24 protein-coding genes and 1 pseudogene are annotated in these 25,712 nt (G+C 70.6%); 15 read left to right on the top strand and 10 right to left on the bottom strand.

The window, feature by feature from the left end; translation table 11 throughout:
• Window positions 1–125: 125 nt before the first annotated feature.
• Window positions 126–1,628: a HEAT repeat domain-containing protein gene (locus PGH47_RS40630; RefSeq protein ID WP_271667656.1), complete on the bottom strand. Its 1,503-nt coding sequence runs from the start codon at window positions 1,626–1,628 to the stop codon at window positions 126–128.
• 86 nt (window positions 1,629–1,714) lie between these two features.
• Entirely contained in the window at window positions 1,715–2,209 is a 495-nt protein-coding gene (locus PGH47_RS40625; protein ID WP_271667655.1) for a PaaI family thioesterase, read from the bottom strand.
• Between the two features lie 90 nt (window positions 2,210–2,299).
• Here PGH47_RS40625 and PGH47_RS40620 point away from each other — a divergent pair, with 90 nt between their 5' ends.
• Complete coding sequence (locus PGH47_RS40620; protein ID WP_269638107.1) at window positions 2,300–2,764, top strand: winged helix-turn-helix transcriptional regulator; 465 nt, start codon at window positions 2,300–2,302, stop codon at window positions 2,762–2,764.
• Between the two features lie 142 nt (window positions 2,765–2,906).
• A complete protein-coding gene (locus PGH47_RS40615) occupies window positions 2,907–4,037 on the top strand; it encodes an FAD-dependent oxidoreductase (protein ID WP_271667654.1) in 1,131 nt (376 codons plus the stop codon).
• Window positions 4,038–4,050: 13 nt separating this feature from the next.
• On the opposite strand, the gene PGH47_RS40610 is transcribed toward PGH47_RS40615, so the two are convergent.
• The 3 genes from PGH47_RS40610 to PGH47_RS40600 all read right to left on the bottom strand — a co-directional run bounded on the left by PGH47_RS40610 (window position 4,051) and on the right by PGH47_RS40600 (window position 6,188).
• Window positions 4,051–4,872, bottom strand: a complete 822-nt coding sequence (locus PGH47_RS40610; RefSeq protein ID WP_271667653.1) for a class I SAM-dependent methyltransferase — start codon at window positions 4,870–4,872, stop codon at window positions 4,051–4,053.
• A 237-nt stretch (window positions 4,873–5,109) separates the two neighbouring features.
• Window positions 5,110–5,634: a MepB family protein gene (locus PGH47_RS40605; protein ID WP_271667652.1), complete on the bottom strand. Its 525-nt coding sequence runs from the start codon at window positions 5,632–5,634 to the stop codon at window positions 5,110–5,112.
• A 77-nt stretch (window positions 5,635–5,711) separates the two neighbouring features.
• The gene (locus PGH47_RS40600; RefSeq protein ID WP_271667651.1) at window positions 5,712–6,188 is read right to left on the bottom strand and encodes an SRPBCC family protein; all 477 of its coding nucleotides are present in this window, start codon (window positions 6,186–6,188) and stop codon (window positions 5,712–5,714) included.
• Window positions 6,189–6,343: 155 nt separating this feature from the next.
• Between PGH47_RS40600 and PGH47_RS40595 the strand changes: the two genes are divergently transcribed.
• From PGH47_RS40595 to PGH47_RS40585, 3 genes are all read left to right on the top strand, one after another.
• Window positions 6,344–6,676 (top strand): HEAT repeat domain-containing protein, encoded by a 333-nt coding sequence (locus PGH47_RS40595; RefSeq protein WP_271667650.1) that lies wholly within the window; start codon window positions 6,344–6,346, stop codon window positions 6,674–6,676.
• A gap of 192 nt (window positions 6,677–6,868) precedes the next feature.
• Window positions 6,869–7,417: a DUF1062 domain-containing protein gene (locus PGH47_RS40590; protein ID WP_271667649.1), complete on the top strand. Its 549-nt coding sequence runs from the start codon at window positions 6,869–6,871 to the stop codon at window positions 7,415–7,417.
• 129 nt (window positions 7,418–7,546) lie between these two features.
• Window positions 7,547–9,694: an FG-GAP repeat domain-containing protein gene (locus PGH47_RS40585; protein WP_271667648.1), complete on the top strand. Its 2,148-nt coding sequence runs from the start codon at window positions 7,547–7,549 to the stop codon at window positions 9,692–9,694.
• Between the two features lie 72 nt (window positions 9,695–9,766).
• On the opposite strand, the pseudogene PGH47_RS40580 reads toward PGH47_RS40585, so the two are convergent.
• Window positions 9,767–10,149, bottom strand: a pseudogene (locus PGH47_RS40580) (hypothetical protein); the annotation flags it as partial.
• A 212-nt stretch (window positions 10,150–10,361) separates the two neighbouring features.
• Between PGH47_RS40580 and PGH47_RS40575 the strand changes: the two are divergent.
• The 3 genes from PGH47_RS40575 to PGH47_RS40565 are packed head-to-tail and all read left to right on the top strand — an operon-like array spanning window position 10,362 to window position 14,220.
• The gene (locus tag PGH47_RS40575; protein ID WP_271667647.1) at window positions 10,362–12,206 is read left to right on the top strand and encodes a glycoside hydrolase family 15 protein; all 1,845 of its coding nucleotides are present in this window, start codon (window positions 10,362–10,364) and stop codon (window positions 12,204–12,206) included.
• A complete protein-coding gene (locus PGH47_RS40570; RefSeq protein ID WP_271667646.1) occupies window positions 12,203–13,675 on the top strand; it encodes a glucose-6-phosphate dehydrogenase in 1,473 nt (490 codons plus the stop codon). Before PGH47_RS40575 ends, PGH47_RS40570 begins: the two co-directional genes overlap by 4 nt.
• A 41-nt stretch (window positions 13,676–13,716) precedes the next feature.
• The gene (locus PGH47_RS40565) at window positions 13,717–14,220 is read left to right on the top strand and encodes a gluconokinase (RefSeq protein ID WP_271668272.1); all 504 of its coding nucleotides are present in this window, start codon (window positions 13,717–13,719) and stop codon (window positions 14,218–14,220) included.
• Window positions 14,221–14,439: 219 nt separating this feature from the next.
• On the opposite strand, the gene PGH47_RS40560 is transcribed toward PGH47_RS40565, so the two are convergent.
• The 3 genes from PGH47_RS40560 to PGH47_RS40550 all read right to left on the bottom strand — a co-directional run bounded on the left by PGH47_RS40560 (window position 14,440) and on the right by PGH47_RS40550 (window position 18,626).
• On the bottom strand, window positions 14,440–15,618 hold the full coding sequence (locus PGH47_RS40560) for a hypothetical protein (protein WP_271667645.1): 1,179 nt from the start codon (window positions 15,616–15,618) through the stop codon (window positions 14,440–14,442).
• Between the two features lie 241 nt (window positions 15,619–15,859).
• Complete coding sequence (locus tag PGH47_RS40555) at window positions 15,860–17,929, bottom strand: SpoIIE family protein phosphatase (protein WP_271667644.1); 2,070 nt, start codon at window positions 17,927–17,929, stop codon at window positions 15,860–15,862.
• A 145-nt stretch (window positions 17,930–18,074) separates the two neighbouring features.
• Complete coding sequence (locus PGH47_RS40550) at window positions 18,075–18,626, bottom strand: TetR/AcrR family transcriptional regulator (protein ID WP_271667643.1); 552 nt, start codon at window positions 18,624–18,626, stop codon at window positions 18,075–18,077.
• 94 nt (window positions 18,627–18,720) lie between these two features.
• Between PGH47_RS40550 and PGH47_RS40545 the strand changes: the two genes are divergently transcribed.
• The 6 genes from PGH47_RS40545 to PGH47_RS40520 all read left to right on the top strand — a co-directional run bounded on the left by PGH47_RS40545 (window position 18,721) and on the right by PGH47_RS40520 (window position 23,793).
• Window positions 18,721–19,461 (top strand): SDR family oxidoreductase, encoded by a 741-nt coding sequence (locus PGH47_RS40545; protein WP_271667642.1) that lies wholly within the window; start codon window positions 18,721–18,723, stop codon window positions 19,459–19,461.
• A gap of 17 nt (window positions 19,462–19,478) precedes the next feature.
• The gene (locus PGH47_RS40540; protein ID WP_271668271.1) at window positions 19,479–19,814 is read left to right on the top strand and encodes an ankyrin repeat domain-containing protein; all 336 of its coding nucleotides are present in this window, start codon (window positions 19,479–19,481) and stop codon (window positions 19,812–19,814) included.
• Between the two features lie 181 nt (window positions 19,815–19,995).
• Complete coding sequence (locus PGH47_RS40535) at window positions 19,996–20,994, top strand: RNA polymerase subunit sigma-70 (protein WP_271667641.1); 999 nt, start codon at window positions 19,996–19,998, stop codon at window positions 20,992–20,994.
• A 496-nt stretch (window positions 20,995–21,490) separates the two neighbouring features.
• Window positions 21,491–22,396 (top strand): hypothetical protein, encoded by a 906-nt coding sequence (locus tag PGH47_RS40530; protein ID WP_271667640.1) that lies wholly within the window; start codon window positions 21,491–21,493, stop codon window positions 22,394–22,396.
• A gap of 100 nt (window positions 22,397–22,496) precedes the next feature.
• On the top strand, window positions 22,497–23,333 hold the full coding sequence (locus PGH47_RS40525) for a DUF1206 domain-containing protein (RefSeq protein WP_271668270.1): 837 nt from the start codon (window positions 22,497–22,499) through the stop codon (window positions 23,331–23,333).
• 28 nt (window positions 23,334–23,361) lie between these two features.
• On the top strand, window positions 23,362–23,793 hold the full coding sequence (locus tag PGH47_RS40520) for a hypothetical protein (RefSeq protein WP_107910560.1): 432 nt from the start codon (window positions 23,362–23,364) through the stop codon (window positions 23,791–23,793).
• A gap of 33 nt (window positions 23,794–23,826) precedes the next feature.
• Here PGH47_RS40520 and PGH47_RS40515 read toward each other — a convergent pair whose 3' ends face one another.
• Window positions 23,827–24,504 carry a glyoxalase gene (locus tag PGH47_RS40515; RefSeq protein ID WP_271667639.1) on the bottom strand — a complete coding sequence of 226 codons (678 nt, stop codon included), beginning with the start codon at window positions 24,502–24,504 and terminating at the stop codon, window positions 23,827–23,829.
• A 256-nt stretch (window positions 24,505–24,760) separates the two neighbouring features.
• On the opposite strand from PGH47_RS40515, the gene PGH47_RS40510 reads away from it, so the two are divergent.
• Window positions 24,761–25,651 (top strand): PfkB family carbohydrate kinase, encoded by an 891-nt coding sequence (locus PGH47_RS40510; protein ID WP_271667638.1) that lies wholly within the window; start codon window positions 24,761–24,763, stop codon window positions 25,649–25,651.
• Window positions 25,652–25,712: the final 61 nt, after the last annotated feature.

Below are 25,712 nucleotides of genomic sequence, written 5' to 3'. Positions count from 1 at the left end.
CCGCGCCCTCCCCTGGGTCCCGCGTGATCATCTGGGGCAGCATAAACGGCACCACCGACACCGCTTCCACAGGGTTTTCACCTGGGCTCCACGGCATGGGTGCAGTCGCCCCCCGCCTTTCCCGGTCACGCCGAGAAGCGGCCTGACCCGTCCAGCGCCCGCAGCGCCTCGTCGGCCACCGCACGGGTCTCCGCCTGCGAGGCGTCCGCGGCGAGGTCGGTGAGCCGGGCGCGCAACCGCTGCTCGTCCCGCGGCCGGACGCCGGTGGTCACCACCCAGTGGGCCAGGCCCTCGGCGGCGTGGTGGCGGACCGTCTCGTCCGGGTCGTCCAGGGCGCGAACGAAGCGCGCCAGGTCGTGCTCGGTGTCCTCGTCGGTGGCGTTGTGCGTGTCGAGGAGCGACAGCGCGGCGGCACGGACGTCGGCAGAAGGGGTCCGGTCCACGATCCGCCGGAGCCCTGGCAGTGCCTCGGCCAGGCCGATGAGCGCGTTGTGCGTCTGCCAGACCGTGTTCGGGTCGGCGGCGAGGTGTGCCACCAACGCCCGTGCCACGGAATGGCGTTCCCAGAAGCGCAGCCCATCGGCTACCAGCGTGTCCAGGCCCGCCACCGCACCCGCACGCACAACACCGTCGGGGTCGTCCAGCAGCGGAAGCAGCAGCCATACGGCGTCCCAACGCCCCGCCTGCCCGATGGCCTTCGCGGCGTCCGCACGCGTACGGCCGGGCAGCGCGCCGTCCGTCACGGCCGTTCGCAGCACATGGACGGCCACCCGTGTCCCTACGGCTCCGAGCGCGGACGCCGCCGACGACCCGGCGGCGGTATCGCCGAGCCATCGGATCGCCGGTCCGGTCACCCGCTCGTCGCCCCGTTCGGCGAGCAGCCGTATCAGCAACTCCGCGACACCGGCGTCCTGTTCGGCCTCCAACGCCTCGGCCAAGGCGTCCTGGCTCCGCATGTCCTCCAGGTCGGCCAGTCGGCGGGCCACGGAGCTCCGCACCCGGGGCGATTCGTCGCGCAGGCCCGTGACGAGCGAATCGCGGATGCGCTCGGACCACTGTTTCGGGAGCAGTTCGAGAGCCGGCACGCGAGCGTCCGCCGCGCCTTGCTCCGCCGTACGGACCAGCTCGGCGCTGACGGCCGGGTCCTTGCGAAAGTCGAACACCAGGCTGCGGGCACGACCCCACACGGCCCAGTCCGGGTCACCCAGAAGCGCCAGGAGCGCGCCGACGTCACCGGGCACGCCCAGCGCTCGCAGGCCGTCCAGGGCGTTGATCCGCAGGTGGTGGTCGGGGTCGCCCAGCAGACGGGAGAAGGCATCCACGAACGCCGGGCCGTCGAGCCCGAGCAGGATCGCGGAGCGGGAGGCCCGGCGCCGTACCCATGGATCCTCGTCGTCCATGAGGCCGGGAAGAACCGCGCGGCCCGCCTCGGCCACCCCGAGACGGCCCAGCCCGGCGGCCACGGCCTCACGCACTTCGGCCGCCCGGTCATCGGCGAATCCGACGAGCACCCAGGCGTGCTCGTCCTGCCCGATCCGACCAAGCCCTTTCGCTGCGGCGGCGCGCCGCCAGGTGTCGCCGTCCTCCAACTCCCGTAGGAAGAAGGCGATCTGCTGCTGCGATCCCATGAACACCCCGATGAGTCAGACCGGCGAGCGAGCCGGAGGTTGTACCGGGGCGCGGTCGGTCGGCTGAAGGGGTGCGGTTGCCGCTGTCAGCTCGGCGGGACGGGGAAGAGCATGCAGCTGCTGGTGGCGTGGGCCAGCAGCCGGTCGTCGGAATCGAGCAGTTCGGCTTGGGCCAGGGCGGTGCGGCGGCCGTGGTTGAGAACCGTGCCGACGGCCCGGACCTTGCCGCTGTCGACGGTGATCGGACGCAGGAACTTCACGTTCAGGTCGAGCGAGGTGTACCCCATGCCGGCCGGGAGCACGGACTGCACGGCACAGCCGGCGGCCGAGTCCAGGAGCGTGGCGTAGACGCCGCCGTGGACGCTGCCGATCGGGTTGTAGTGCTCCTCCCCCGGAGCCAGGGCGAACACGGCGTGACCGAACTCGACCTGGTCCAGGGTGAAACCCAGGGTCGCGGCGATGGGCGGGGCGGGCAGGCGTCCGCTCAGCACCCTGCGCAGGAAGTCGAGGCCGCTCTCCTGGCCGACGTCGGCCGCGGAAATGCTCGGATCCTGCCACTCGTATGTGCGTGACCTCGTCATACGTCGGTTCCTCCCCGTCTGGCTTTGATAATCGAAGTTAGCTGTGCGAGGAGCTGGCTGTCAATGACGAAGCCAGCCTACGATGGCGTCATGACCTGGCTGGAGACGAGCACCGAGAACTGCACGGTGCAGCGCACCCTCGATCTGATCGGCGAGAAGTGGTCGCTGCTGGTGCTGCGTGACGCCATGAACGGCGTGCGCCGCTTCGACGACTTCCGCCGGCATGTCGGGTTGTCGGAGGCGGTACTCGCGGACCGGCTGCGCAAGCTGGTCGCTGCCGGGGTCCTGGAGACCGTTCCGTACCGTGAGGCGGGCCACCGCACCCGGCACGAGTACCGGCTCACCGGCAAGGGCTGGGAACTGTGGCCGGTGATGATCGCCCTGAAGCAGTGGGGGGACCGGTACACGGCTGACGCCGAGGGACCACCGCTGGAGGTCCTCCACCGTGACTGCGGTGAACCCGTGGAGGCTGTCGTCGTCTGTACCGGCGATCACGAGCCTCTCACCCCGCGGCGGGCCTACACCCGGCCTGGTTCCGCGGCGCACGCCTTGTGAGGCAGGTGTCGGGGCCGGCCGGCCGTGTCGGTCATCTGTCAGGGCTGTCGGTCCGATATCGGTGGCTCGTCGGCGGGGCTTGGCACCTTTCAGGGACAGCCGGCCGGAGCACACCGGTCGGCCCGATCCCGAAGGAACGGCCATGCATACTCCCGTCACGATCATCGGCGCCGGACTCGGCGGCCTCACCCTGGCCCGCGTCCTGCACGTCCACGGAATCCCGGCCACGGTCTACGAGGCCGATCCCTCCCCGTCGGCGCGTACACAGGGCGGAATGCTCGACATCCACGACTACAACGGGCAGCTCGCCGTCGAGGCGGCCGGCCTGATGGACGAGTTCCACGCCATCGTCCTGGAGGGCCGCCAGGCCATGCGGGTCCTCGACCGGGACGGGACCGTCATGTTCGAAGAAGCCGACGACGGCACGGGCGGACGCCCCGAGGTGATGCGCGGCGAACTGCGGCAGATGCTGATCGACTCGCTGCCGGCCGGCACGGTCCGTTGGGGGCACAAGGTCACCGGCACCCGCGCCCTGGGCGAGGGGCGTCACGAGGTGGCCTTCGCCGACGGCACCACTGTCACCGCCGACCTGCTGGTCGGCGCGGACGGTGCGTGGTCACGGGTGCGGCCGCTGCTGTCCGCCGCCACGCCCGAGTACTCCGGGACATCGGTCGTGGAGACCTACCTCTACGACGCCGACACCCGGCATCCCGCCGCTGCGAAGGCGGTGGGCGGCGGTTCGATGATCGCGCCTTCGCCGGGCAGGCAGTTCTTCGCGCACCGGGAGAGCGGCGACACCCTGCACATCTACGTGGCGCTGGCCGAGCCGCTGGACTGGTTCGACGCGATCGACTTCACCGATGCCGACTCGGCGACCGCGCGGATCGCCGCGGAGTTCGCCGACTGGGCGCCCGAGCTCACCGCACTGATCACCGACACGGACACCGCGCCGGTCCTGCGCCCTCACTACGCCCTGCCGACCGACCACCGGTGGGACCGGGTGCCCGGGGTGACGCTGCTCGGCGACGCCGCCCACCTCACCGTCCCGAACGGCGAAGGCGCCAACCTCGCCATGCTCGACGGCGCCGAACTCGGCAAGGCCATGGCCGCGCACCCCGGCGACGTCGAGGCCGCGCTCACCGAGTACGAGCAGGTCATGTTCCCGCGCAGCGCCGAGATCGCCGCATCGGAGGACGCCGAGATCCACCGGGTCGACTCGGAGGCCAACACCGCCCAAGGGCTGATCAACATGTTCTTCGAGAACGGTCAGTGAGCAGCTCGATGAATCAGGACGGAGATTCCTCCTCGGCCTTCCAGCCCCAGGCGGTGAGCATGCCGCCGGACAGGGCGGCGCACTCGTCGGAGCCCAGATAGCGGATCCCCGCGTCCACGGCCGCGTCGTCGACCAGACCGGTGGCGAGCATCGCCGCCCTGCTCCGTTCCCAGGTGTCCGCCCAGAAGCGGCTGATGGGACTCCCCGGCACCAGCGGCGGCACATGGATCTCGGCGGCGACGGACTCGAGCCCCGCCCCGCGCAACAGGTGCGGGTACGACGGCACCCAGGAGACGTCGGTGCCGATGGTTGCCCGCAGCCCTTCCCACATCGCCCGCATCACGGTGGTGTACGGCGTGCCGGGTGTCCGGTCGCTGGTCAGATCGACGGCGTCGCTGAGCACCATCACCCCACCGGGGGCGACGAGTTCGGCCAGAGCGGCGATCAGGCTTTCATGCTCGGCCAGGTGCATGAGCACGAAGCGCGCGTGGACGAGCTGGAACCCGCCGTGGACGGGGTCGGGGGCGGTGATGTCGGCCTGCAGAACGTCGAGTCCCGGCCGCTCGGCGAGGAACCGTACATCACGGTCCACGGCGAGCACGCTCTCCACCCCGGCCTCGTCCAGCAACCGGCGGGAGACCGTGCCCGTGCCGGCACCCACGTCGAGGCAACGCCACCCGGGACCTGCCCCGAGTGCCCGCAGCCTCGCCATCGTGATGTCGTCGTAGGCGAGAGCACCGAAGTCGATCCGCTCGCCCTCGCCGGCCTGTTCGGGACGGAAGACGGCCTCTCCGTAGCGACCGCCGCCCGGTGCGTCCTCGCGGGCCGCGCACATCAGCGGGCCGTCCGCGTGACGCGGAGGATGTGGGCGAGCGGGAGAAACCGGTACAGCGGGTGGTCGAGGAGATTCATGGCCGTACCTCTTCACACGTGGGGCGATGCCGGGCGGCCCGCCTCACCGATCCTCCACAGGCCATCGCTCCCACGACCGAGGCGCGCCGCGCCTGAGCCGATCGGCGCAGGGGCGCGCCGGCCGAGCAGCGAACGTCTGCCAGCGGAGACGTCCACGCACCTACGGGTGATAGAGAGCCCGGGCACGCGCCGCGTCGACGGGCTCCCCCTCCCCGAGATCGAGGAAGTGCCGCACCTGCCACGCCTGCGAGCTGCCCGCCTGGCGACTGGTCGTGGTCACCCAGGGCGGGTACACGCGGAACCCCCGCTTGCCGCCGGAGCCGTTGCGGGACATGACCCCGCGTCGGCACAACTCCTCACGGGGAAAGACGAACTGCCCGAAGTGGTCACTGTCGCGGCTGCTGATGACGACGAGATCGATCCCGTCCTCGGCGTCGAAGGGCCTGATCGGGCCGTCCGCGGATCGCTGCCACACGGTGACGAACTGGCCGACCTTCGTAGGGGTGGTCCTGGCCACGCGGAACCTGACCGACAGCTCGTCGAGCGTGAACGCGTGCGCCGCGTACTCGGCACTCTCCGGTTCGGGCACCGGCTGCGAGCAGTCGAAGCCACTCGGGTCGTACACCGATGTCTTCGCCGCGAGCAGGTCTCCATGAAGCCCTGACCAGGACTGATTCGCCACCATCCCCACATCGTGCCATCACCCCCGCCACACCCCTGCCGGGGGTCACGGCCACCTCGCAGCACGCCCGCAGCGATCCCTCAGAGCACCGAACCCGGGTTCTCGGGCCGGATGCGTCCGCGCCAGCCGTCGCTGTCGGCGCCGCCGCTCTCGACGTAGTCCTTGAAGCGGCGCAGGTCGCCCTTCACCCGCCGGTCGATCAGGCCCAGTGCGTCGGCGCCCTTCTCGGCCAGGCCTGTGGGCTCGACGTCCATCGTGAGCTCGACCCGGGTGTGCATGTCGTCAAGGGGCTCGAAGCGGACCGAGCCGCGCTGCCGGGTCTCGCCGTCGACGGACCGCCAGGTGATCCGGTCGTCCGCGAGCTGGTCGACGATCTCCGTGTCGAACTCGCGCCGCACCCCTCCGATGCTGGTGATCCAGTGGTTGTGCCGGTCGTCCAGCTGCGTGACCTCGTCGACGCCCTCCATGAAGTTCGGGAACTCCTCGAACTGGGTCCACTGGTCGTACGCCTTGCGCAGCGAGACGTGTACGTCGATTGCTTCCTTGACCGTGCTCACGGATCCTCCTCGTTCGGTTCCAGGGCGAGGCCGACCGCTGTCGACCGGTCGGCACTCCCCGGCGTGCGGGCCCCGGGTACCCGAGAATGCGATCCGAATCAGTCCTGTGGCCACGGAAGGCACACGTCCTGTCGAGCGCGCCCGCACGAGCACGCATGCCTGACCTCGCGTTCCTGCCGGAGGTCGTCCGGGCCCTGCTGCTACTGGCCGAGGACGCGGATCCCGATCTGCGAGGTTCGGCGGCCGTGCAGCTGGCCGCGTCCTCGGACCGTACGCCCGCCGTCGCCGACGCCTTGGTCGCGTTGCTCGACGAGGACAACCAACTCGTGTGCCTGGAAGCCGCGTACGGTCTCGCCCTCCGGGACGACCCGCGTACCGCCGATGCGATCGAGCGGGTGGGGCCGCTCGGCCCCGGCTTCGAGCACGACCATCGCGCCAGCGGGCTGTGGTGGTGGGAACGGCGGCACACGAACCCGGACGGCGAGTGACGACCGGGCAGCCGTAATTCGGTGGAACGGCGCCACCCGGCGCCATTAGCGTGCTGCCGACCCGAGTAGTCCAGGCAAGGACGTGCCGTTGTACACCGTGTGAGACCTCCCGAGAGCTGATCTGTCGCGCGTCGCGCATCTGCGCCGCGCTGATTTTTGCTGCGGACTTCTCACTGGAACCGGTGTACTTCTGTGCTCAACATCTGGGTGGTCATGCCCACCTGCCTTCCGCTCGTCGTCCGGCGCTGCCACGCGTGCGCGTCCGAGCGTTTCCTGGCGAACGGCAAATTCCGCGTCAACGCCAACCACAAACTCCTGGACGCCTGGCTCCTCGTGCTCTGCGCATCTTGCGGGGACACCGCGAAGCTCACGGTCCTGGAGCGCGTGAATGTGCGCTCCATACCGTCCGAACTGCTGGACCGCATGCACGACAACGACCCGGGCCTGGCAGCCGAACTGCTCCAGGATCCGGCCGTGCAGCGTCGCAATCGCATCGCCCTCGACTGGGAAGGCGCCTGGCGTCTCGACACCGGCGGTTCGGATCACCTGGACCGCGCGGTCATCGACGTCTCGGTCCGCTTCGCGGCGCGGATTCCCGTCCGGCCGGTGCGGCTCATCGCTGAAGGCTGCGGCCTTTCCCGGGCCGAGGTCGAGCGACTGATCTCGGAAGGGAAGCTCGTTTCAGCGGTCCGGCTGAACGGCAGACTCGCCGGCGACTTCACCTTCACGCTCAAACGCTGAGCCCTTCGAGGACGCACAGGGAAACCCCCCGAGCGGGACGATCTTGGCTGATATACGCTGCGCCTGGTTTGATCGAACAGTTCGGCGAATTCGCCTAGACGGATTCGCCCTGCCCGGGGGGGCATTCCCATGATTTCGCAGTCCCGCGCGGTGCTCGGCATCGCGCTCACTCCCGTTCTGGCCCTTGCGTGCACGGCTGCGGCGGCCGCCGGCACCACCGCCACGGCAGCCACCAGCAGCGCAGCGCCCACGGTCGAGAAGCGTGCGCCGGGCCCTTGGGGCGCCCGCACCCTGCACGCCCCGAACCCCAACCCCGTCTCCGCCTCAGGCGGCCTGAACGCCCTGGTGTCGGCCGGGAACGGCACGCTCGTCTCCCTCACCGGCGACGGACTCTCCCGTTCCACCCGGATCCGGCCCGCCGGCAGCACCGGCTGGCTCGCCCCGCAGACCTGGGCGGACGCCGGCGGGTACAACACCGAGCTGGTGTCGCTCGGCGACGGCTCGGTGCGCCTGGCCTGGCGTGCCAAGCGTGCCGACGACCACAACAACTACTGGCTGAAGATGGCCACCCTCAAGCCCGGCGCGAGCGCCTTCTCCGAGCCCGAGTACGTCGCCGCGGTCCCCGAGAAGGGCTACCACCATTTGGCGGCGGCACCCGACGGCCGAGTGGTGGCCGTGTGGGCGGTCTCCGGCGTCGTGAAGGCCGCCGAGAAGGCCGGCCCGCAGGCCGCGTGGACCGGCCCGTCCGACCTCAACACGCAGCCCCCGTCCGGCAGTCGGAACATCTCCAGCATGGACCTGGCGGTCGCCGAGGACGGCACCTCGTTGCTGGTCTGGCAGTGGCAGTCGAGCAAGGCCGTCGTCGCACTGGAGAAGGCCCCGGCCGCGACGGCCTGGTCCGCGGTCCAGGGCTTCCCGGTCCCGGGTGCGGACCTGGCGCGCCCGAAGGCGTTCGCCAATCCGCAGGGCGGCTTCGACGTGTTCTACGACGACCTCGCGCACCTCATGCACACCCGCCGGGCGCCGGGCGCCACGCAGTGGAGCGCCCCGCGTTCCGCCGCCGACTACGGCAGCACGTCCGGGATGACGGCGCCCGTGTACCTCCCCAACGGCGATCTCTTCGTGGCCGGCGAGCCCGGCTACTCGACCGGCTCCTGGTACGCCCTGCGCTCGGCGTCCACCGGGGCCTGGCAGCCGTACACCCAGACCTTCTCCACGCACAAGAAGGTGCGGGCGGTCCGCGCGGCCGCCACCTCGGGCGGCACGGTCACGGTGACGTGGCGGGAGGGCTACTCGTACGAGGAGTACACGATGGCCGCCGTGTTCAGGGGCGGCACCTGGTCCGCGCCGCGGCGGCTGAGCGCGACGAGCGCCCAGTTCGCGGGGGCGCCGCAGGTGGCCGCCGACGCGCTGGGCCGCCCGGTCGTGCTGTGGGACGAGTACAAGCGGTCCGCGACCGACAGCACCGTCCTGACCGGCGTCCACCAGGCCACCACCGGCAGCCGCGCGCTGCCCAAATGGCGTGACTACACGGACGACGGCAAGGCCGACCTGTTCGGCAAGGGCAGCACCGGACTGAAGGTGTACGCGGGTGACGCGACGAAGCTGTCCGCAGGGCAGCGCGCGACCAGCTGGCCGACGGGCACGCTTGTGCTGCCGTTCGGCGACCTCGACGGCGACGGCTGCAATGACGTGTTCGTCCGCCAGTCGAGGGGCGAGGCGGACGTCTACCCGACGATGTGCGGCGGACTGCCCGACGTCCAGTCGCTCCACGTCAAGGTCTCGTCGGACTGGAGCGCCTACGACGCGGTCCTCTCGCCCGGCGACCTGACGGGCGACGGCCGCGCCGACCTGCTGACCCGGTCCGCGGCGTCCGGGAAGCTGTACCTGTACGCCAACAACGGCTCGGGCGGCTTCAAGGCCCGCGCGCTCGCCGGGTCCGGCTACGGCGGCTACAAGAAGCTGATCTCCGCCGGAGACCTCGACGGCGACGGCAAGAACGACGTGCTGGGCATCGACGCGTCGAACGAACTCTGGCGTTTCAGAGGCACCGGCGCCGGCACCTTCAAGCCGCGGTCCCTGGTCTTCAAGGACTGGGGCACGTCCTACAAGGACGTGGTCGGCGGCCTCGACCTGTCCGGGGACGGCCGGGCCGACCTGATCTCACTCGACAAGGACGGCCGCGCCTGGCTGAACCGGGGCGACGGCCAGGGCGGCTTCGCCAACCGCACGCAGGTCGGCAAGGCCACCAACTGGTCGAGCGTCCGCATCTCCTGACGGCTCGAAGATCACGGGAGTGGACCGGGCACGGCGGGCGCAGCGGCCAACACATGGCGCCCGCCCCCGTGTTCACCCGGAGCCGACGGTGTGGACGTCCTTCACCTTCACCTCGGTGACGCCGCGCCCCTCCGCGAACACCGCGCGCCAGCCGCCGATGACGTGGACCTTCCATCACAGGTTCGCGAAGACCTGGGAGCGGATGAGGTGCCTCCAGTCGGTGCGATACAGCTCCCGGTTGTCGGCGATCGCACGGTCCCGGGCGTCCTTCAGGGCGATCCGGAACTTCTCCAGCAGCCGGCGCGACGCCGGTCGTGGTGGTTGCCGGTGGAGTGCTCCAGCCGGCCCAGCGACAGGTGCGTCTTCAGCGCGCTCAGATACGCCCCGTTGACGTCGAGCGCGGACGCGACGGCGGTGCCGATCAGATCCGGCCTGTCGGTGGACTCGGTCGCCTCCACCTGCGCGGCGCAGCCGCACTCCGCGGAGTCCAGGTGGCTGAGGGAACCCCGCGACCTGGTGACGCGCCGGTTCCCCACACAGCACGCACGGCGGGGACACGGCCGGCGCGTCCACGTCGTCGTCCCGCCCGAGGGCCCCCGGTCACCGATCGCGATCAAGATTCACCTCTGAGATGGTGAAAACGGAATGTTCCTGGAGGCGAGGCGTCATGGACGATCTCGGTCCGCCGTTCAGGCCGCTCCGCCGACGGGACGGGTACCTGCCGCTGGAGGACCTCGGCCTCATCGGGGACGGTGCGACGGCCGCGCTCGTGGGCCTGGACGGTTCCATCCCCTGGCTCTGTCTTCCGCGGTTCGACTCCGAGCCGGTGTTCTGCGGCCTGCTGGACCACGCGCGCGGCGGGCATTTCACCTTCGCGCCGCAGGACGTGACCGAGGCCCGGCAGCGTTACGAGCCCGACACCGGCGTCCTGGTCACCGAGCTGCGCTGTGCCACCGGGCTGGTGCGCCTGACCGACGCGATGGCCGTACGATCCGGCGCCGACCTCACCGACGACGCCCCGGCCGGGCGCGGCGAACTCGTACGGTCGGCCGTCGTCCTGAACGGACACGTCAGACTGCGTGTGGACCTGGAACCGCGCGGCGGCGGGCGGACACGGGCCCTGTTCAGCGGACTGGAGCTGCGCCCCTCGCTGCGCCCGGACCTGCGCCTGCACCTCCGCGCCAACCGCCCCGTGACCGGCACGCACAGCCTCCACGACCTGGCACAGGGAGAGCGGCTCGACGTCGTACTGTCCTGGGGCCGCTTCCACCGACACCACCGGTTCGACGCGGACGCGATGCTGCGGGACACCGCCGACGCCTGGCGACGCTGGATGAAGCACTTCGACTACGCCGGTCCCGAGGGGGAGTTGGTCCGGCGCTCCGCGATCACCTTGAAGCTGTGCGACGACTGGGCCAACGGCGCACTGGTCGCGGCGCCGACCTCGTCCCTGCCGGCGCCGATCGGCGGCATCCGCAACTGGGACTACCGCTACGCCTGGATCCGTGACGCGGCCTTCGCCGTGTTCGCCCTGCGCCGCATCGGCTTCGGCAGCGAGGCGGACGCCTTCCTCGGCTGGGTCCTCGACGCCTACGAGCAGGGCCGGGGTCCCCGGATCATGTACACCCTCGACGGCCTCCCGGTGCCCGAAGAGGTGGAGGACCACGAGCTGGAGGGGTACCGCCGTTCCGGCCCGGTGCGCTGGGGCAACGGTGCGACCGATCAGCGTCAGCACGACGTGTACGGCGAGATCCTGGACTGCGCCGACCAGTGGCTGCGTACCGGCCGGGAGGTCCAGCCCGCGCTCTGGAACGGGCTGGCTCGGCTGGCCGACAGCGCGGAGCAGGCGTGGCGGCAGCCCGACCAGGGGATCTGGGAGGTCCGCAGCGAGGGACGGGCCTTCACGTACTCGGCCGCGATGTGCCAGGTGGCCCTGGACCGGGCGGCGACCATCGGCGAGCGGCTGGGCCTGCCCGGACGGGTCGCGCACTGGCGGGCGTCGGCCGACCGGCTGCGCCGGCACATTCTGGAGGAGTCCTGGGACGAGGACGCGCAGACCCTGAGCGCCCATCTCGACGGTGGCGGCGCCCTGGACGCCAGCCTCCTGGCGCTCCCGCTGCGTGAGGTCGTCCCCGCGGACCACCCTCGGATGGCGGCGACCTGCGCGGCCGTCGCGGAGCGCCTCTCGGCCGGCGACGGCCTGCTCCACCGCTATCTGCACGAGGAGTCACCCGACGGACTGGCGGGCGACGAGGGCGCCTTCGTGCTGTGCAGCTTCTGGCTGGTCGACAACCTCACCGCCCAGGGCCGGATCGACGAGGCCGAAGAGCTGTATGCCTCGCTCTGCGCCCGGGCCAGTCCGCTCGGTCTGATGTCGGAACAGATCCGCCCGTCCACAGGAGAGTTCATGGGCAACTTTCCCCAGGCGTTCAGTCACATCGGGATCATCGCCAGCGGCGTCAACCTCGCACGGGCTCAAGCAGGGGCACATACGGGGGTGGTGGCATCGTGATCAATCATCTCGCCGTCCTCGGCGGGACGGGCGACCTCAGTGCGCGCTTCCTGTTGCCGGCACTGGCGGCGCTGCGAGCGGCGGGGCATCTCGACGACGGCTTCCGGTTGACGGCGGCCGGCCGCCAGGACTGGGACAGCGCGCGGTTCCGGCAGTGGGCAGCCGGTCAGCTCGACCGCCACGCCGACACCTGTCCGGCGGACGCCCGGCAGGCGATCGTGGATGCCGCCCGCTGTCAACGGGCGGACGTCACGGACCCGTCCGACGTCGCGGCGCTCATCACCCCCGACGAACCCCTCGCCGTCTATCTCGCCCTTCCACCGGCGCTATTCCCCGCCGTGGTCACCGCCCTGCACCGGGCGGGCCTGCCGCCGGGCAGCCGGATCGTGCTGGAGAAGCCGTTCGGTGAGGAGCTGGCCGACGCGGTGGCACTGAACCGGCTGCTCGCCGACACCTTGCCGGAGGGGTCGGTGTTCCGTGTCGACCACTTCCTGGCGATGACGACCGTCCAGAACGTCCTCGGCAGCAGGCTCGCCAACCGCGTCCTCGAACCCATCTGGAACAGCACCCACATCGCCGAGGTGGAGATCGTCTGGGACGAGACCCTCGCCCTGGAGGGCAGGGCCGGTTACTACGACGGTGTCGGCGCCCTCAAGGACATGCTCCAGAACCACCTGCTGCAACTGCTCTGTCTGGTCGCCATGGAACCGCCGATCACCCTCGGCGAACGCGACCTGCGCGACCGCAAGGTCGATGTGCTGCGGTCGGTCCGCCCGCTGTCCGACGCCGACGTCGTACGACGTACCCGCCGCGCCCGCTACCTCGCCGGCCGGATCGGCGACGTGGACGTGCCCGCGTACGCCGACGAGGAGGGCGTCGACCCCGAGCGGCGCACGGAGACCTTCGCCGAGGTCGAGCTGCGACTCGACAGCTGGCGCTGGTCGGGCACGAACTTCCGCCTCCGCACCGGGAAGGCCCTCGCGGCGGACCGCAAGGAAGTCGCCGTGCACTTCCGCGCCGTACCGCACCTGCCCTTCGGCCACGGCGGGGAAGCCCTGCCCAACTCGCTGATCTTCGGCCTGGAACCGGAGGGCCTGACCCTGGACATCACGGGCATCGGGTCGAAGACCCACACCTTCGTCCCGCTCGAACTGACGGCACAGCTGGATCCGCCCGAACTCCCCGCCTACGGCCGGCTCCTGCTCGACGTCCTGAACGGCGACCCGGCCCTGTCCATTCGCGGTGACGAGGCCGAGGAGGCGTGGCGGGTCTTCGAGCCCGTACTGTCCGCGTGGTCGAGGGGCGTCGTGCCGCTCGGCGAGTACGCGGCGGGTTCGGACGGGCCGGTGGGCGAGGGGTCGGGAGGGCCGTGGCGCGAGGGGGAAGGAACAGACGGGCAGGTGCCGGGCGGCCGTCCGCGGGCAGCTCGGGGGCCGGCGCCCACCGCGCGTCCTCGGGGAGCGCCGTGACCTCGCCGCGCGCCGAGCCACGCGGCCCGTGCATCGTGGTGATGGGGGTCTCCGGCACCGGCAAGACCACGGTGGCGCACTCGCTGGCGCAGCGCCTCGCCATCCCCTTCGCGGAGGCGGACGAGTTCCACTCCCCCGGCAACATCGCCAAGATGTCCGCGGGTATTCCGCTCGACGACTCGGACCGCCGGCCCTGGCTGCAGGCCATCGGCCGGTGGTTGCACGAGCACGCCGAGGCAGGGAGCGGCGGTGTGGTGACGTGCTCGGCGCTGAAGCGGCGCTACCGCGACACGCTCCGGGAGGCCGCACCCAGTGTTTTCTTCCTCCATCTGACGGCGAGTGAGGAAGTGCTGGAGCAACGGATCGGCCATCGCACCGGGCACTTCATGCCGGAGTCGCTCCTCGCGTCGCAGCTGGCGACCCTGGAGCCCCTCGCGCCGGACGAGCGGGGGGCCGTACTGGACACCGGACCGCCACCCGGCACGGTCGCCGCACGTGCCGTAGCCCTGCTGCTGCCGCGCCCGACCGAGCGGGCTGAGGAGTAGCGACGCCCCCCGGCGCTCTACTCCCAGCAGCAGTCCGGCGAATCCGCCGAGTCCGCGGCTGCCGACCACGAGGAAGGACGCCCCCCTTCATCGCTGCTGGACGGCGGCAGCCGGGCGAGCGATCCATGGAGCCGGGGGATGTCCAAGGCCGGCCGTCACGGCCTCCACCGCACGGGCCCGGACTCCAGCCTCGTACCGATGCCGCCGCGCAGTGAACCGTCAGGAGGACAGCCCGCCGGAATCGGCGGTGAGGACGCTGCCGCGGATGGAGGTGTCGCCGTCGTCCGTCATGGCGGTCCAGGACAGGAACACCTTTTGCGGAATGTCGCTGCTGAAGACGGCGGCGGCGCTGAGGCCGAACCGGTCCTTCGCGGCGCCGGAGCTGACCTGGACCCTGGGCCCGATCTCCAGTTGGGAGTCCGAGCACAGCTGCGCCATCACGGTCGGCACGGTGTCGAACGTGTCCGCGCTCTCCTCCACCCAGCCGAGGACGAAGCGGCCTCCCGGCAGCGCCGTCAGTGCGGGCGAGGTCCGGTGGAAGTGCTTCGGTGAGCCCGCGAAGGCGCTGGTGATGACCTCGCCGTCGCCGGCCGGGTCGAAGACGCTGGCCACGGCGGTGGTCTGAAGAACACCGAGGTCGCTGAGGACGGTGGCGTTGATGTGCGCGACGACGAACCGTCCGTTGTCGAGGGCCGTCAGCACGCCTCGGCCCAGACGTCCGAATCCTGTGACGTCGGGGCGGACCTCGTCCGTCCGGGGCGTGCCGTCGAAGCCGAAGACCCGGTAGACGAGTCCGCCGCCGCCCACCGCCTCGCCGTCGGTCCAGGCGACGACGTAGTCCCCGTCGTTCAGCAGCGTCACCGTTGCGTCGGTGTGGAAGGCGGGGCTGGTGTTGACCGCGATCTCGGCGCCTGCCTTCTGCCCGCCGGGCCCGAACCGCTGGGCGCGGATGCGTTGCTGTTCGCCGCCGCCCGTCCAGGTGACCAGGCAGCCGCCGTCGATCATCCGCGTAACGGTCGGTGGGCACGTGAGGTCGATGGAGTCGGTGCTGACCTGGACCGGAGGTCCGACCGGTTGCGCGCCGGCGAGGCGCCGCAGGACGACCTGCGGAGCGGGCGGGGGCAGGTTGAACGGCTGCTCGACCCAGGCCGTGAAGGTGTCCGTCCCGATGGAGTCCACGAAGGGCCGCTGGCGGTTCGTGTTGTTGCCGGGGGACGTGTCGCTGACGACGAACTCCGGGCCGACCGGCGTGCCCGTGGTGTTGACATGCCTGCCCTTGATACCGGCGTCCCCGCCGTCCGCCCAGACGGCCGTGAACAGCGTGCTGCTGAACAGCGCGTCGGCGCAGGGCTGCGACTGGCCTCCGGCGGTGGACGTGTTCACAGCGAAGTCACCCATGATCGTTCTCCAAGGTGGTGAGCTGCCGCGGGCGTGTCCGTGCGAGCCCGGGCCCACATCCAGAACTCGACCCCGAACTCCACGCTCACCGCGTGGTGGGTCGTGCCGGCCGGACAAGTCGCCGTCGAAGTCACTCGGTAGTGGCCTCCGCAGCTCCACCGAGAGCTCGCGATCCGGTGCGGGAGTGACTGTGGGGGCCCGCTTCCAACGTAACGCCGCATGCACCGGACGAGCATGTGGATCAAGCGAAGGCGCCCGGCCCGATCGCCGACGCGGGCCGGAGGCGGGTGAGTCGGGTGACGAGCACGGTGGCGTCATCTGCCGAGTCGGTGGGGCGTACGGCGATGAGGGCGTCGCAGATCTCGGCCAGCGGTGACTCGGTGTTGTGCACCGCCCGGCGGAGCATGGCGATCCCTTGGTCGAGGTCCAGGAACGTGCTGGGATCCTCGATCATGCCGTCGGTGTAGAGAACGAGCAGGCTTCCGGAAGGGACGGCGTAGCGGGCGCTCTCGTACACGTGGTCAAGTCCCATGCCCAAGGGCGGCCCCGGGTCGGCCGCGAGTATGTCCGCCGACCCGTCCGGGCGGACCAGCAGTGGCGGCGGGTGACCGGCCAGCGCGAGCCGTAGGTCTCCGGTGGCCCCGTCGTAGACAGCGCAGGCGCAGGTGGCGGGCAGGTCGTTGTCGGCCTCGTCCTTCAGCCCGTCGAGGCGGGTGAGGAGCTGACCGGGTTCCAGACCGACGGCCAGCAGGGCGCGAGCGGAGGACCGGTATCGGCCCATCGCCGCGGCCGCACCGAGTCCGTGTCCCATGACGTCACCGACGGTCAGTCCGATACGGCCGCCGGGCAGTTGCACGGCGTCGTACCAGTCGCCGCCGGCCAGGGTCCCGTCCTGGGCGGGAAGGTAGCGGTGGGCCGACCGGGCCCAGGGAATGTCCGGCAGACGTGCGGGCAGCAGACGGCGCTGGAGGACCAGCGTGGCCAGCCTCTCCCGCCGGTACAGCAGGGCGTTGTCGATCGCCATGGCGGCGCGGGCGGCGATGTCGTGCATGGTGAGCACGTCATCGGCGTCGAAGCCGCCGGGTCGGGAGAAGGTGACCGCTCCCAGAACATGTCCGGCGGCCAGCAGCGGCAAGGCGATTCCGTGGCACGGCTGTTGCTCCTCTTCGCCTGCGCTGAAGGAGACGACGTCGGCGGAGCGGATGCACTCACTGACGGGAATGGACGCCTCGTGGGACCGCGGCAAGTCCCGTTCGGGTTCGGCAGATCCGCCGGCTCCGGCACTGAGCGGATGGACCCGCGGTCTGGTGCGGGCCTCCGCCTCGCCGGATCCCCGCACCTCCACCCCGGTGCGCGTCCGCGAGTCGGGGTCGCGTCGCACCGCCTCTTCCAGGAGGTCCACGGTGACTGTCGAGGCGAACGCCGGAGTGCAGACCGCCGAGAGCCTGGACGCGACGCTCGCCACGTCCAGCCCCTGACTGAGCCCGGCACCGATGCGACTGAGCAACTCCAGCCGACGCTGGTTCCGCGCGGTGTCCAGCAGCTCGGCCCTCGTGCCACCCAGGTCGTGCACGACGCCGGCCTGTCCCACGATGCGGCCGTCGCCGTCCCGGAGCGGGAAGAGGGTGCCGACGCCCGCGTACGGCGTGCCATCGGGTCTGATCGCGGCCACGTGCAGATTGTCGATGGTCTCCCCGGCGTCGGTCACACGGCGCAGCATGTCCTCGTACGCCCGGGGGTCGGGGAGATCGAGGACGTCCAGGATGCTGCGGCCCAGGTGTGCGGCGACGGGCAGGCCGTTGAGGCGTGCGAGGGAGTCGTTGATGAAGCGGTAGCGCAGGTCCTTGTCGAGGACGGCCAGACCGATCGGTGAGGAGCGCAGAAGCAGATCGGTTGCCGCGGGATCGCACCAGTCGGCCTGCTGGGAGCTGTGCCCGGCCACGGCCAACAGACCTGTACCGGCGTCGAGCGGTAACGGCACGGCACGCCAACTGACGCTGCGGCTGGTGCCGTCGAAGCAGCGCAGCCAGTCGGTGCGGACGCCGCCGCCGTCCCGGATGAGCCGATCGACGAGTGTCCGGCCGTGGGCGGCCGGGCTGTCGGCGAGTACGGACAGGTCTCGGCCGATGACTTCGGAGGCCGGGTGGCCGGTCAGTGTCTGTGCCTCGGAGCTCCAGAGGCTGATACGGCCCGCCGGGTCGACGAGTGCGATGGCCAGGGCGTCTTCGGGTGCGGTGGACCGCCGCCCGCCAGGTGCTCCCGGCGCTGCCGGCCCCTCTGGTCCTTCCAGTCCTTCCAGTCCTTCCGGCACGACAGGCTCCCCTCACACGCCGAAGGCCGCTCCCCTGGCCCGGCTGGATACCCCCGTCAAGCTATTGGCCCTGTCTCCGATTCTTCCGGGAGAGGTCCATAGCGCCACTCGGAGGTGTGACTGGGGCGGAGGCTTCGGGCCGTGACTACCGGCGGAGGCCGTCGAGGATGACGTTCATCAGGGGCCGGGCCGTCGACTCCCACTCGTCCCGGTCCAGTCGGCCGAGGCAGGCGACGAGCACGAGGACACCGTGCGCGTCGATGTCCGTACGGAGGGCACCGGCCGCCTGCCCGGCGTCGAGCAGTTCACCGAGGGCGCCTTCGATGGGGCTGTGGCTGTGGGCGACGAGGTCCTGCCAGGCCGCAGGCTCGAGCGCCGCCAGAACGCCGCGCTTGATCTCGGCGTAGTCGACCACCCGGTCGAGCCAGAGGCGCAGGGCTTCAACGGGCTCGTGCTCGTGTTCCTCCAGCAGGGCGGAGGCGGCGGTCACGAGCTCTTCGACGTCGCGCCGGTGGACCTCGGCGAGGAGCGCTTCGCGGTTGGGGAAGTTGCGGTAGAGCGTGCCCTGCCCCACTCCGGCGCGTTTGGCGATCTCGTTCAGGTGGACGCGGTCGGACTCGGAGAGGGCTGCCCGGGCGGCCTCCACGATGCGGTTCCGGTTCTCCACCGCGTCCTGACGCCGTGCTGACGCGCTCATAAGCCTCTCCTGATGTTCCGCCTCCGAAAAGTGGACACGTGTCCGGTAACCTGGAAAGCGCACCGGACACGTGTCCACTTTACTGGAGGCAGCAATGCTCTTCCTCAACGGCAAGATCGTCGCCGTCACCGGAGCGAGCGGGGGAATCGGTGAGGCCACGGCCCGCCTGCTGGCCCAGCGGGGAGCCGCGGTCGTCCTCGCGGCACGCCGCGGCGAGCGCATCGACGCCATAGCGCAGGACATCCGGGAGCAAGGAGGCCGTGCGGCCACGTGCGTCGTCGACGTCACCAAGGCCGAGGACCTACGGCGCCTGGTCTCCACCACCGTCGAGCACTACGGCCGTATCGACGTCCTGGTGAACAACGCCGGCATCGCTCCCATCAGCCCCCTGGCCGACCTCGACACCGAAGGCTGGTCGGCCATGATCGACGTCAACCTGCGCGGCATGCTCAACTGTGTCGCCGCCGCGCTGCCCGTCTTCCGCGAGCAGGGCAAGGGCCACCTGGTCAGCATCGTCTCCGTGGCCGGGCTGTCGGTGTCCCCCTCGATGGCCGTCTACGCCGCGACCAAGAACGCGGTGCGTACCGTCCACGAGGGTCTGCGTACGGAGTCCACCGACGGGGTGGTGCGTACGACGGCCATCTCGCCGGGATACATCCGCACGGACCTCGCGGACTCGATGGCGGACCCCGCCCTCCGCCACCGGACCCGCGAGAACATGGACGCGATGGGCATCCCGCCGGAGGCCGTCGCCCGCGCCGTGGCCTTCGCCGTCGAGCAGCCCGACGACGTCGAGATCGGCGAGATCAATGTCCGCCCCACGGTGCAGGCGTGACACTGTTGAATGCCTTGGTGAGCGACTACTGGACCCCCGCCCATCACGCGGTCGAGCACGAGGATGTTGCGACGCTGGCCCGATTGCTGGCCGACGGCTCCGACCCCGATGAGGTCTTCAGCAACATGACGTTGCTGACACACGCGATCGATGTCGAGGGCGACGGCTCGCTTCAGAGCGGACAACCGCTGACGGTGCATACGACTGCCGTGCTACTGGCCTTCGGGGCGAACCCGGAGCTCGCAGATCCAGACGGTCACACCCCGATGGACATGGCCAATCTCTACGGACATGACCTGGCGGTGCGCTTGCTGCGCGCCCACATCAGCCGGCGAGCTGCCGGCAGCCGCTGAGGGCGTAGGCGTGACGGTCGGTAGCCGGGTCAGGCGAGGCCCAGGCAGGGCAAGCAGTCGATCACCCCGACCGACCGAGGATGAGAGAGGCTCAGCCAAGCCGACCGACCGTGGTGATGAGTTTTCGCGCCCCCGCCCGTCACATCTACGACAGGACACGACGAGGCGGAAGGATGACGTCATGAGTGCGGACACGCGGCTGGAGGAGCTGGGTGTGAGCGGGCTGGGTGAGGTCGACGAGGCAGCGTTCTCGGGGCTGGCGGAGCGGCACCGGCGAGAGCTGCACGTGCACTGCTACCGGATGCTCGGGTCGTTCGAGGACGCCGAGGACACCGTGCAGGAGACGTTCCTCCGTGCCTGGCGGCGGCGGGAGACCTTCGAAGGGCGGTCGACGTTCAGGGCCTGGCTGTACGGGATCGCCACCAACGCCTGCCTGGACCTGCTCGCGAAGCGCCGCCCGGAGCCCGCGACCGGCGGCGAGGTGCTGTGGCTGCAGCCCTACCCGGACCGGCTGCTCGACGAGCTGCCCGCGGGCGACGCGGACGAGCCGGAGGCCGTCGCCGTTGCTCGGGAGACGATCGAGTTGGCGTACCTGATCGCGGTCCAGCACCTCGCGCCGCGCCCGCGGGCCGTGCTGATCCTGCGTGACGTGCTCGGCTGGCCCGCGAAGGACGTCGCGAAGCTACTCGGGGACTCCGTCAACTCCGTGAACAGCGCGCTCCAGCGGGCCCGCGCCGGTATGCGGGAGCACCTGCCCGCCGAGCGGCAGGACTGGACCGGCGGCGAACAGGACGCCGGGACGCGCGAGCTGGTACGCCGCTTCACCGACGCCAGCGTGGCCACGGACATCCCGGTGCTCGCCTCGATGCTGCGGGACGACGTCCGCTGCTCGATGCCGCCCACGCCGGGCCTGCACGTCGGCCGCGACGCGGTGGTGAACGATTGGGTCCAGAGTGGCTTCGAGGGCATGAAGGGCCTCCGCGGCGTCCCCACCTCCGTGAACCGGCAGCCCGCGATCGCCTTCTACCTCTGGCGGAAGCAGGAGGGCGCGTACCTGCCGCTGACGATCGACGTCCTACGCGTCACCGGCGGGGCGATCACCGAGATCGTCACATTCCATGACGACCAGTTCCCGCGACTCGGGCTGCCGGAGCGGCTGCCGGCGGACGGCAGGGAGTAGTCCCGCTACTGACCGGACACGCACACTCCGCGGCAGTCCCACGGCCAGGGTGCGCCCTCACCCTCAGGGGCCAGGACCGTCACATGCCAGTCAGCACACCCCGTACACCAATTGGCGAACGACGGAGGAACAACGTGAACCGTCACCGCCCTCCTCGCCCTGCACCTCGTCCCTGCGGCGGTGATGATCCCCACCCTGGCCCGGAGCCTCCGCGCCCGTACCGATTGACGGTCTCGCCTCATGCCCCTTCGGCGTCGAGGCACTCCGCGGACTCGAGCAGATACCCGGGCAGCTTCGAACCGGCTGCCAACACCTCGATGCCGATGGGGCGGTGGGGCGGGCTCCTTGAGTGTCATTGATGCCGCCAGTGTATTTGTCGATACTGTCGGTGATACAGGTGGTGCTGCAACGGACTTTGCGCAGGCGGCGCCACCCCTTCGGTCCAGTCCCTCAGGTTTATGAGGTTCTCGAATGACGCCGATCCGATTGAGGCACCGTGGCTGACGCCGCCGCTCGTGCGGAGGAGCGGGTCGATGTGGTGCGGGACGACACGGCTGGGCGGCTTGCGCTGGCGGCGGATTTCTATGACGCCGCGTCAGGCCGCTTTCGACAGTACGGGCACGCCGAGTTGAGCTTCATGCGCTGGTCGGCCGCTCGTGGAGTGCTGGAGCCGGAGTCCTCCGGCCGGGCCGGCAGTGCGTGGTGGCGCAGTGTGAATGCAGTGCTGTTGCGGGACAAGATCGAGGCCGGGCTCTTGGCCGACGACGGCTCAGGGATCCCGAGCAGCCACAGCGTTCAGTGTTGGATCGATTTCATTCGTGAGCCGTCGCCGACCCATTGGTACCGGGCGCACAACGCCAGCATTGTCGCGGGATATCTGAAGTACGAGGACCTGGCTGCACAGGAACTCAAAGCAGAGCGATTCATGATGAACGTCGCGCTTCTTCGCGTTGTCTATACGCATGCGATGTTGGCGGATCCTCGACTCGCACTGGGGCCGCTGGCCTTCCCCGGCCCGCGGCTGGTGGACCCGCGCCATCGAAGCGTCAAGTGGTTCCTCGACCTGGCTCGGTCGTTTCCGAAGAACTACCCGATTGTGGGATCCGTGGAAGAGGTCGTCTTCGCTGAACATGCCCTCGCCCGCATGCTCGACTACGGGCTCATCGCCCCGCGTCTCCCCGCGCTCTACGAGTTCGCGGCCGAGGAGCTCGACGAGCCACGGCTGACATCCCTCCTCGACGACGGCGTTCCGGCCTATGTGTGGTCGCACGCGGATCGTGAGGTCTGGTTCATCGGTAATACAGGACCGCATCTTCGTGCCATCGCCCGGGTCACCGGCGTACGGCTGCGTTGGGCCCCCTCCCCGTACCGTCGGCGTTTGCGGAAGGTACGTGACGGGTGAGGTTCTGGCGCGCCACGGAACCCAGGCCGCCGGCGGTGACCTGAACCGGGCCGGGTGTGTCGGCGCCGGGTCGGGGCATCCGGACTGCCGGGAGGTCTACATGGACACGGGTGCGTGGGCATGGACCGGGCGATTCCGGGCCCGGCAGGCGGCGCGAGGTTCGGTCACCGAAGGAGCGGCACGGGCGGGCCTCGCCGCTCGGGGCGTGATCTATCTGCTCGTCGGCGCGCTGGCGCTACAGGTCGCCTTCGGCGACACCAGCAAGCAGGCCGACCGGGGAGGAGCCCTGGAGGAACTGGCGCAGAAGCCGTTCGGCGCCGTACTGCTGTGGGCGCTGGGCATCGGGCTCGTCGGCATGGCCCTGTGGCGGCTGTCGGAGGCACTCTTCGGTTCCGTCGGGAAGGACGGCCGCACCGCGCGCAAGCGCCTGCTCGCGGCCGGCCGCTTCGCGTGCTACGTCTTCGTTGCCTACTCCGTGCTGTCGTTCGCCGTGAGCCGTAGCCACGGCGGCGGATCCAGCGACCAGCAGTCACGGGACGCCACCGCCCGGGCCCTGGAGATACCCGCAGGTCAGTGGCTGGTCGGCGCGGCCGGGGTGGGCGTTGTCGTGGGCGGCATCTGGATCGGCGTATGGGCCGTCCTGCGCAAGTACCACGACGATCTCCAGCTCGGGCGGATGAGCCGGCGGACGCGGCGGCTGGTGGATGTCACCGGCGTGGCCGGCGGGGCCGCCCGGGGGCTGGTGTTCGCGGCGATCGGTGCCTTCGCCGTCCGCGCGGCCGTCGACTACGAACCCGATCGGGCCAAGGGCCTCGACGACACTCTGCGTACCTTCGCCGACACCCCGCTCGGCCCGTCGCTGCTGGTCTGCGTCGCGGCCGGGCTGCTGCTGTTCGGTCTGTTCTCCTTCGCCATGGCTCGCTGGCAACACGTCTGAGGATCGTCCAGTGGGGAACACGGGACGGATGAGCGAATACGAGGTTCCGCAAGGCGACGGCCAGCCCGTGGAGGTGTACCTGGACCTCCTGCGTATCCGGATGGACACAGAGGACTACCGGCTCCTGCTCCGAGTGGTGGAACCGGTCCTCAAGGCGATCGACGAGGAACGCCTCTCCACCCTCGACTTCGCGCTCGATTCGGACGCCGACGAGCTGCCGCAGGAGGTCCGTGACGAGGCCGCTCTCGTCATCGCCACCGCTGTGACCGGCCGCCTGGACAACGAAGTGGTCGAGATCGACGTCGATGACACCGGTCCGGTACGGATCGTCACCGACGCGACCACGGCCTCCGACCCCGACCGGCTCGGCGAGATCGCCGAATACATCCGCGAACGGCACAGGCAGACGGAGGAGCTCCGCGGCATCGCCGAGGTGAGCGGGTTGCCCACGGACTTCTGACCCGCAGGTCCACGCGGCACAGGGTGCCGGCCCTCAAGAAGTGGCCGACTCCCCGGGCGAGGCGGCGTCGAGGCGGGTCGCCGCCTCCCAGGCGAATCCGTCAGGGTCGGTGAACGCACCGGCCGTGCTGCCCAGGACGACACGGTGCGAACCCGTGCCGTCGGTGGGGACGCCGAGGTCCTTGGCCAGGCCGCGGCGCTTGTAGAGCGCGAGCTTGACGGGGCCGGCCTCGTCGGCCGTGAACTCGGCGTACTTGCCGCCGAAGCTCCTGGCCACGGTCAGACCCTGGCCTACGTAGTACTGCTTGCTGGCCTTCACGTCCTCGACGCCCAGCAGCAGGACGACCTCGTCGATCTCGCGGGTCGCCGGGCCGCTGTCCTTCTTCGCCGAGGTGGCGACCTTGCAGATCGTCCCGTCGGGCGCCTGTACGACGCCGCCGTAGCCCCAGAGCGACTTCGCGGCGGGCTTCAGCACGGTGGCGCCGGCGTCCACGGCCGCGCCCAGAAAGGCGTCGACGGTGGCCGGTCCGGACACGGTGAGAGCCAGAGTGAAGCCGCGGAAACCGGTGGAGTCCGCCTCGGACTCCCGCAGCCGGATGTGCTGGTCCACTCCGAAGGCGGCGTAGAAGCGGCGCGCGGCCTCGAGGTCGGCGACCTCGATGGTGACGGACGCGAGGGACTTGGTGGATGCGGTGGATGCGTTGTTTTCCATGTCCTTCACGCTAGGCGTGGGCCCCCGACAAGGGCTTCTCGATTCCTGACCGGTCTCCATCGGGCTCCTGTCCGGTAGCAATCGGCCTCCTGACCGGTCGCAACCGGCCTGCCGACCGGACTCGTCGGCTGCGCGTGCGGAAGGGTGGACCCGAGCAGCGGTGGGCACCGTTGAAGAGTCCGGCCCTGTCTGTGATCCCCGCAGGTCCGGGCATGGGCAATGACCCGGACGCCGGGCCGAGCGGAGGTGCACCTGGATGCAGTCCGGAACGGGCAGGCGGCCTGAAGGGCTGTTCGTCGGCCTCTGCACGCTGGATGTCATCCAGCTCGTCGACCATGTCCCCGGTCCCGACGAGAAGCTCACCGCGCGTGAGCAGACGGTTGCCGCCGGCGGCCCCGCCGCGAACGCGGCCGTGACCTTTGCCCACCTGGGTGGCACGGCCAGGCTGCTCACCGCGATCGGCTCCCACCCGTTGGCACTCGCGGTCACGGCCGACCTGGACCGGGCGGGTGTGACCGTGTCGGACCTGGCGGCCGACGCGACCGATCCGCCCGCCGTCTCCTCCATCATGGTGACCGCCTCCACCGGACAGCGCGCCGTCGCCTCGACCAACGCCACCGCACACCGGCTCGCCCCGCCCTACGATCTCGACGCGCTGGTGACAGCCTGCGACATCGTCCAGTTCGACGGCCACCACATGGAACTGGCCACCGCCGCCGCCCGCACCGCACGTGCCGTCGGCCGCGTCACCGTCCTGGACGCCGGGAGCTGGAAGCCGGGCACGCAGAACCTGCTGCCGTGGATCGACGTAGCGGTCTGCTCCGCCGACTTCCATCCGCCCGGGACCCGTACGCCGTCCGAAACCCTGCGCTTTCTCCGGCAGCAGGGAGTCCGCTGGACCGCGGTCACCCGGGGCGGACAGCCCATCGAGTGGGCGGGCCCCGGCGACGGCGGGACGGTAGAGGTGCCGGCCGTGCCGGTCGCTGACACGCTCGGCGCCGGGGACATCCTGCACGGGGCGCTGACCCGTCACCTCGCCGCCGAGCGACAGCTCTCCGCGGAGGGCTTCGTACGGTCCCTGCGCGCCGCCGCTCTCGTGGCCTCACGGGCATGCTCCTCCTTCGGCACCCGGACCTGGATGCTCTGACGCCTCGACCCACCAGGGTCGTGCAAATGCCCACCCTCAGAGTCGCTGTCCCGTTCCCCGC

Source organism: Streptomyces sp. HUAS 31 (genome assembly GCF_028198125.1).
In the GTDB taxonomy this organism is placed as follows: Bacteria; Actinomycetota; Actinomycetes; order Streptomycetales; family Streptomycetaceae; genus Streptomyces; species Streptomyces chartreusis.
Note: the sequence above shows the minus strand (reverse complement) of the source record. Positions and strands in the feature narration are given on the sequence as shown.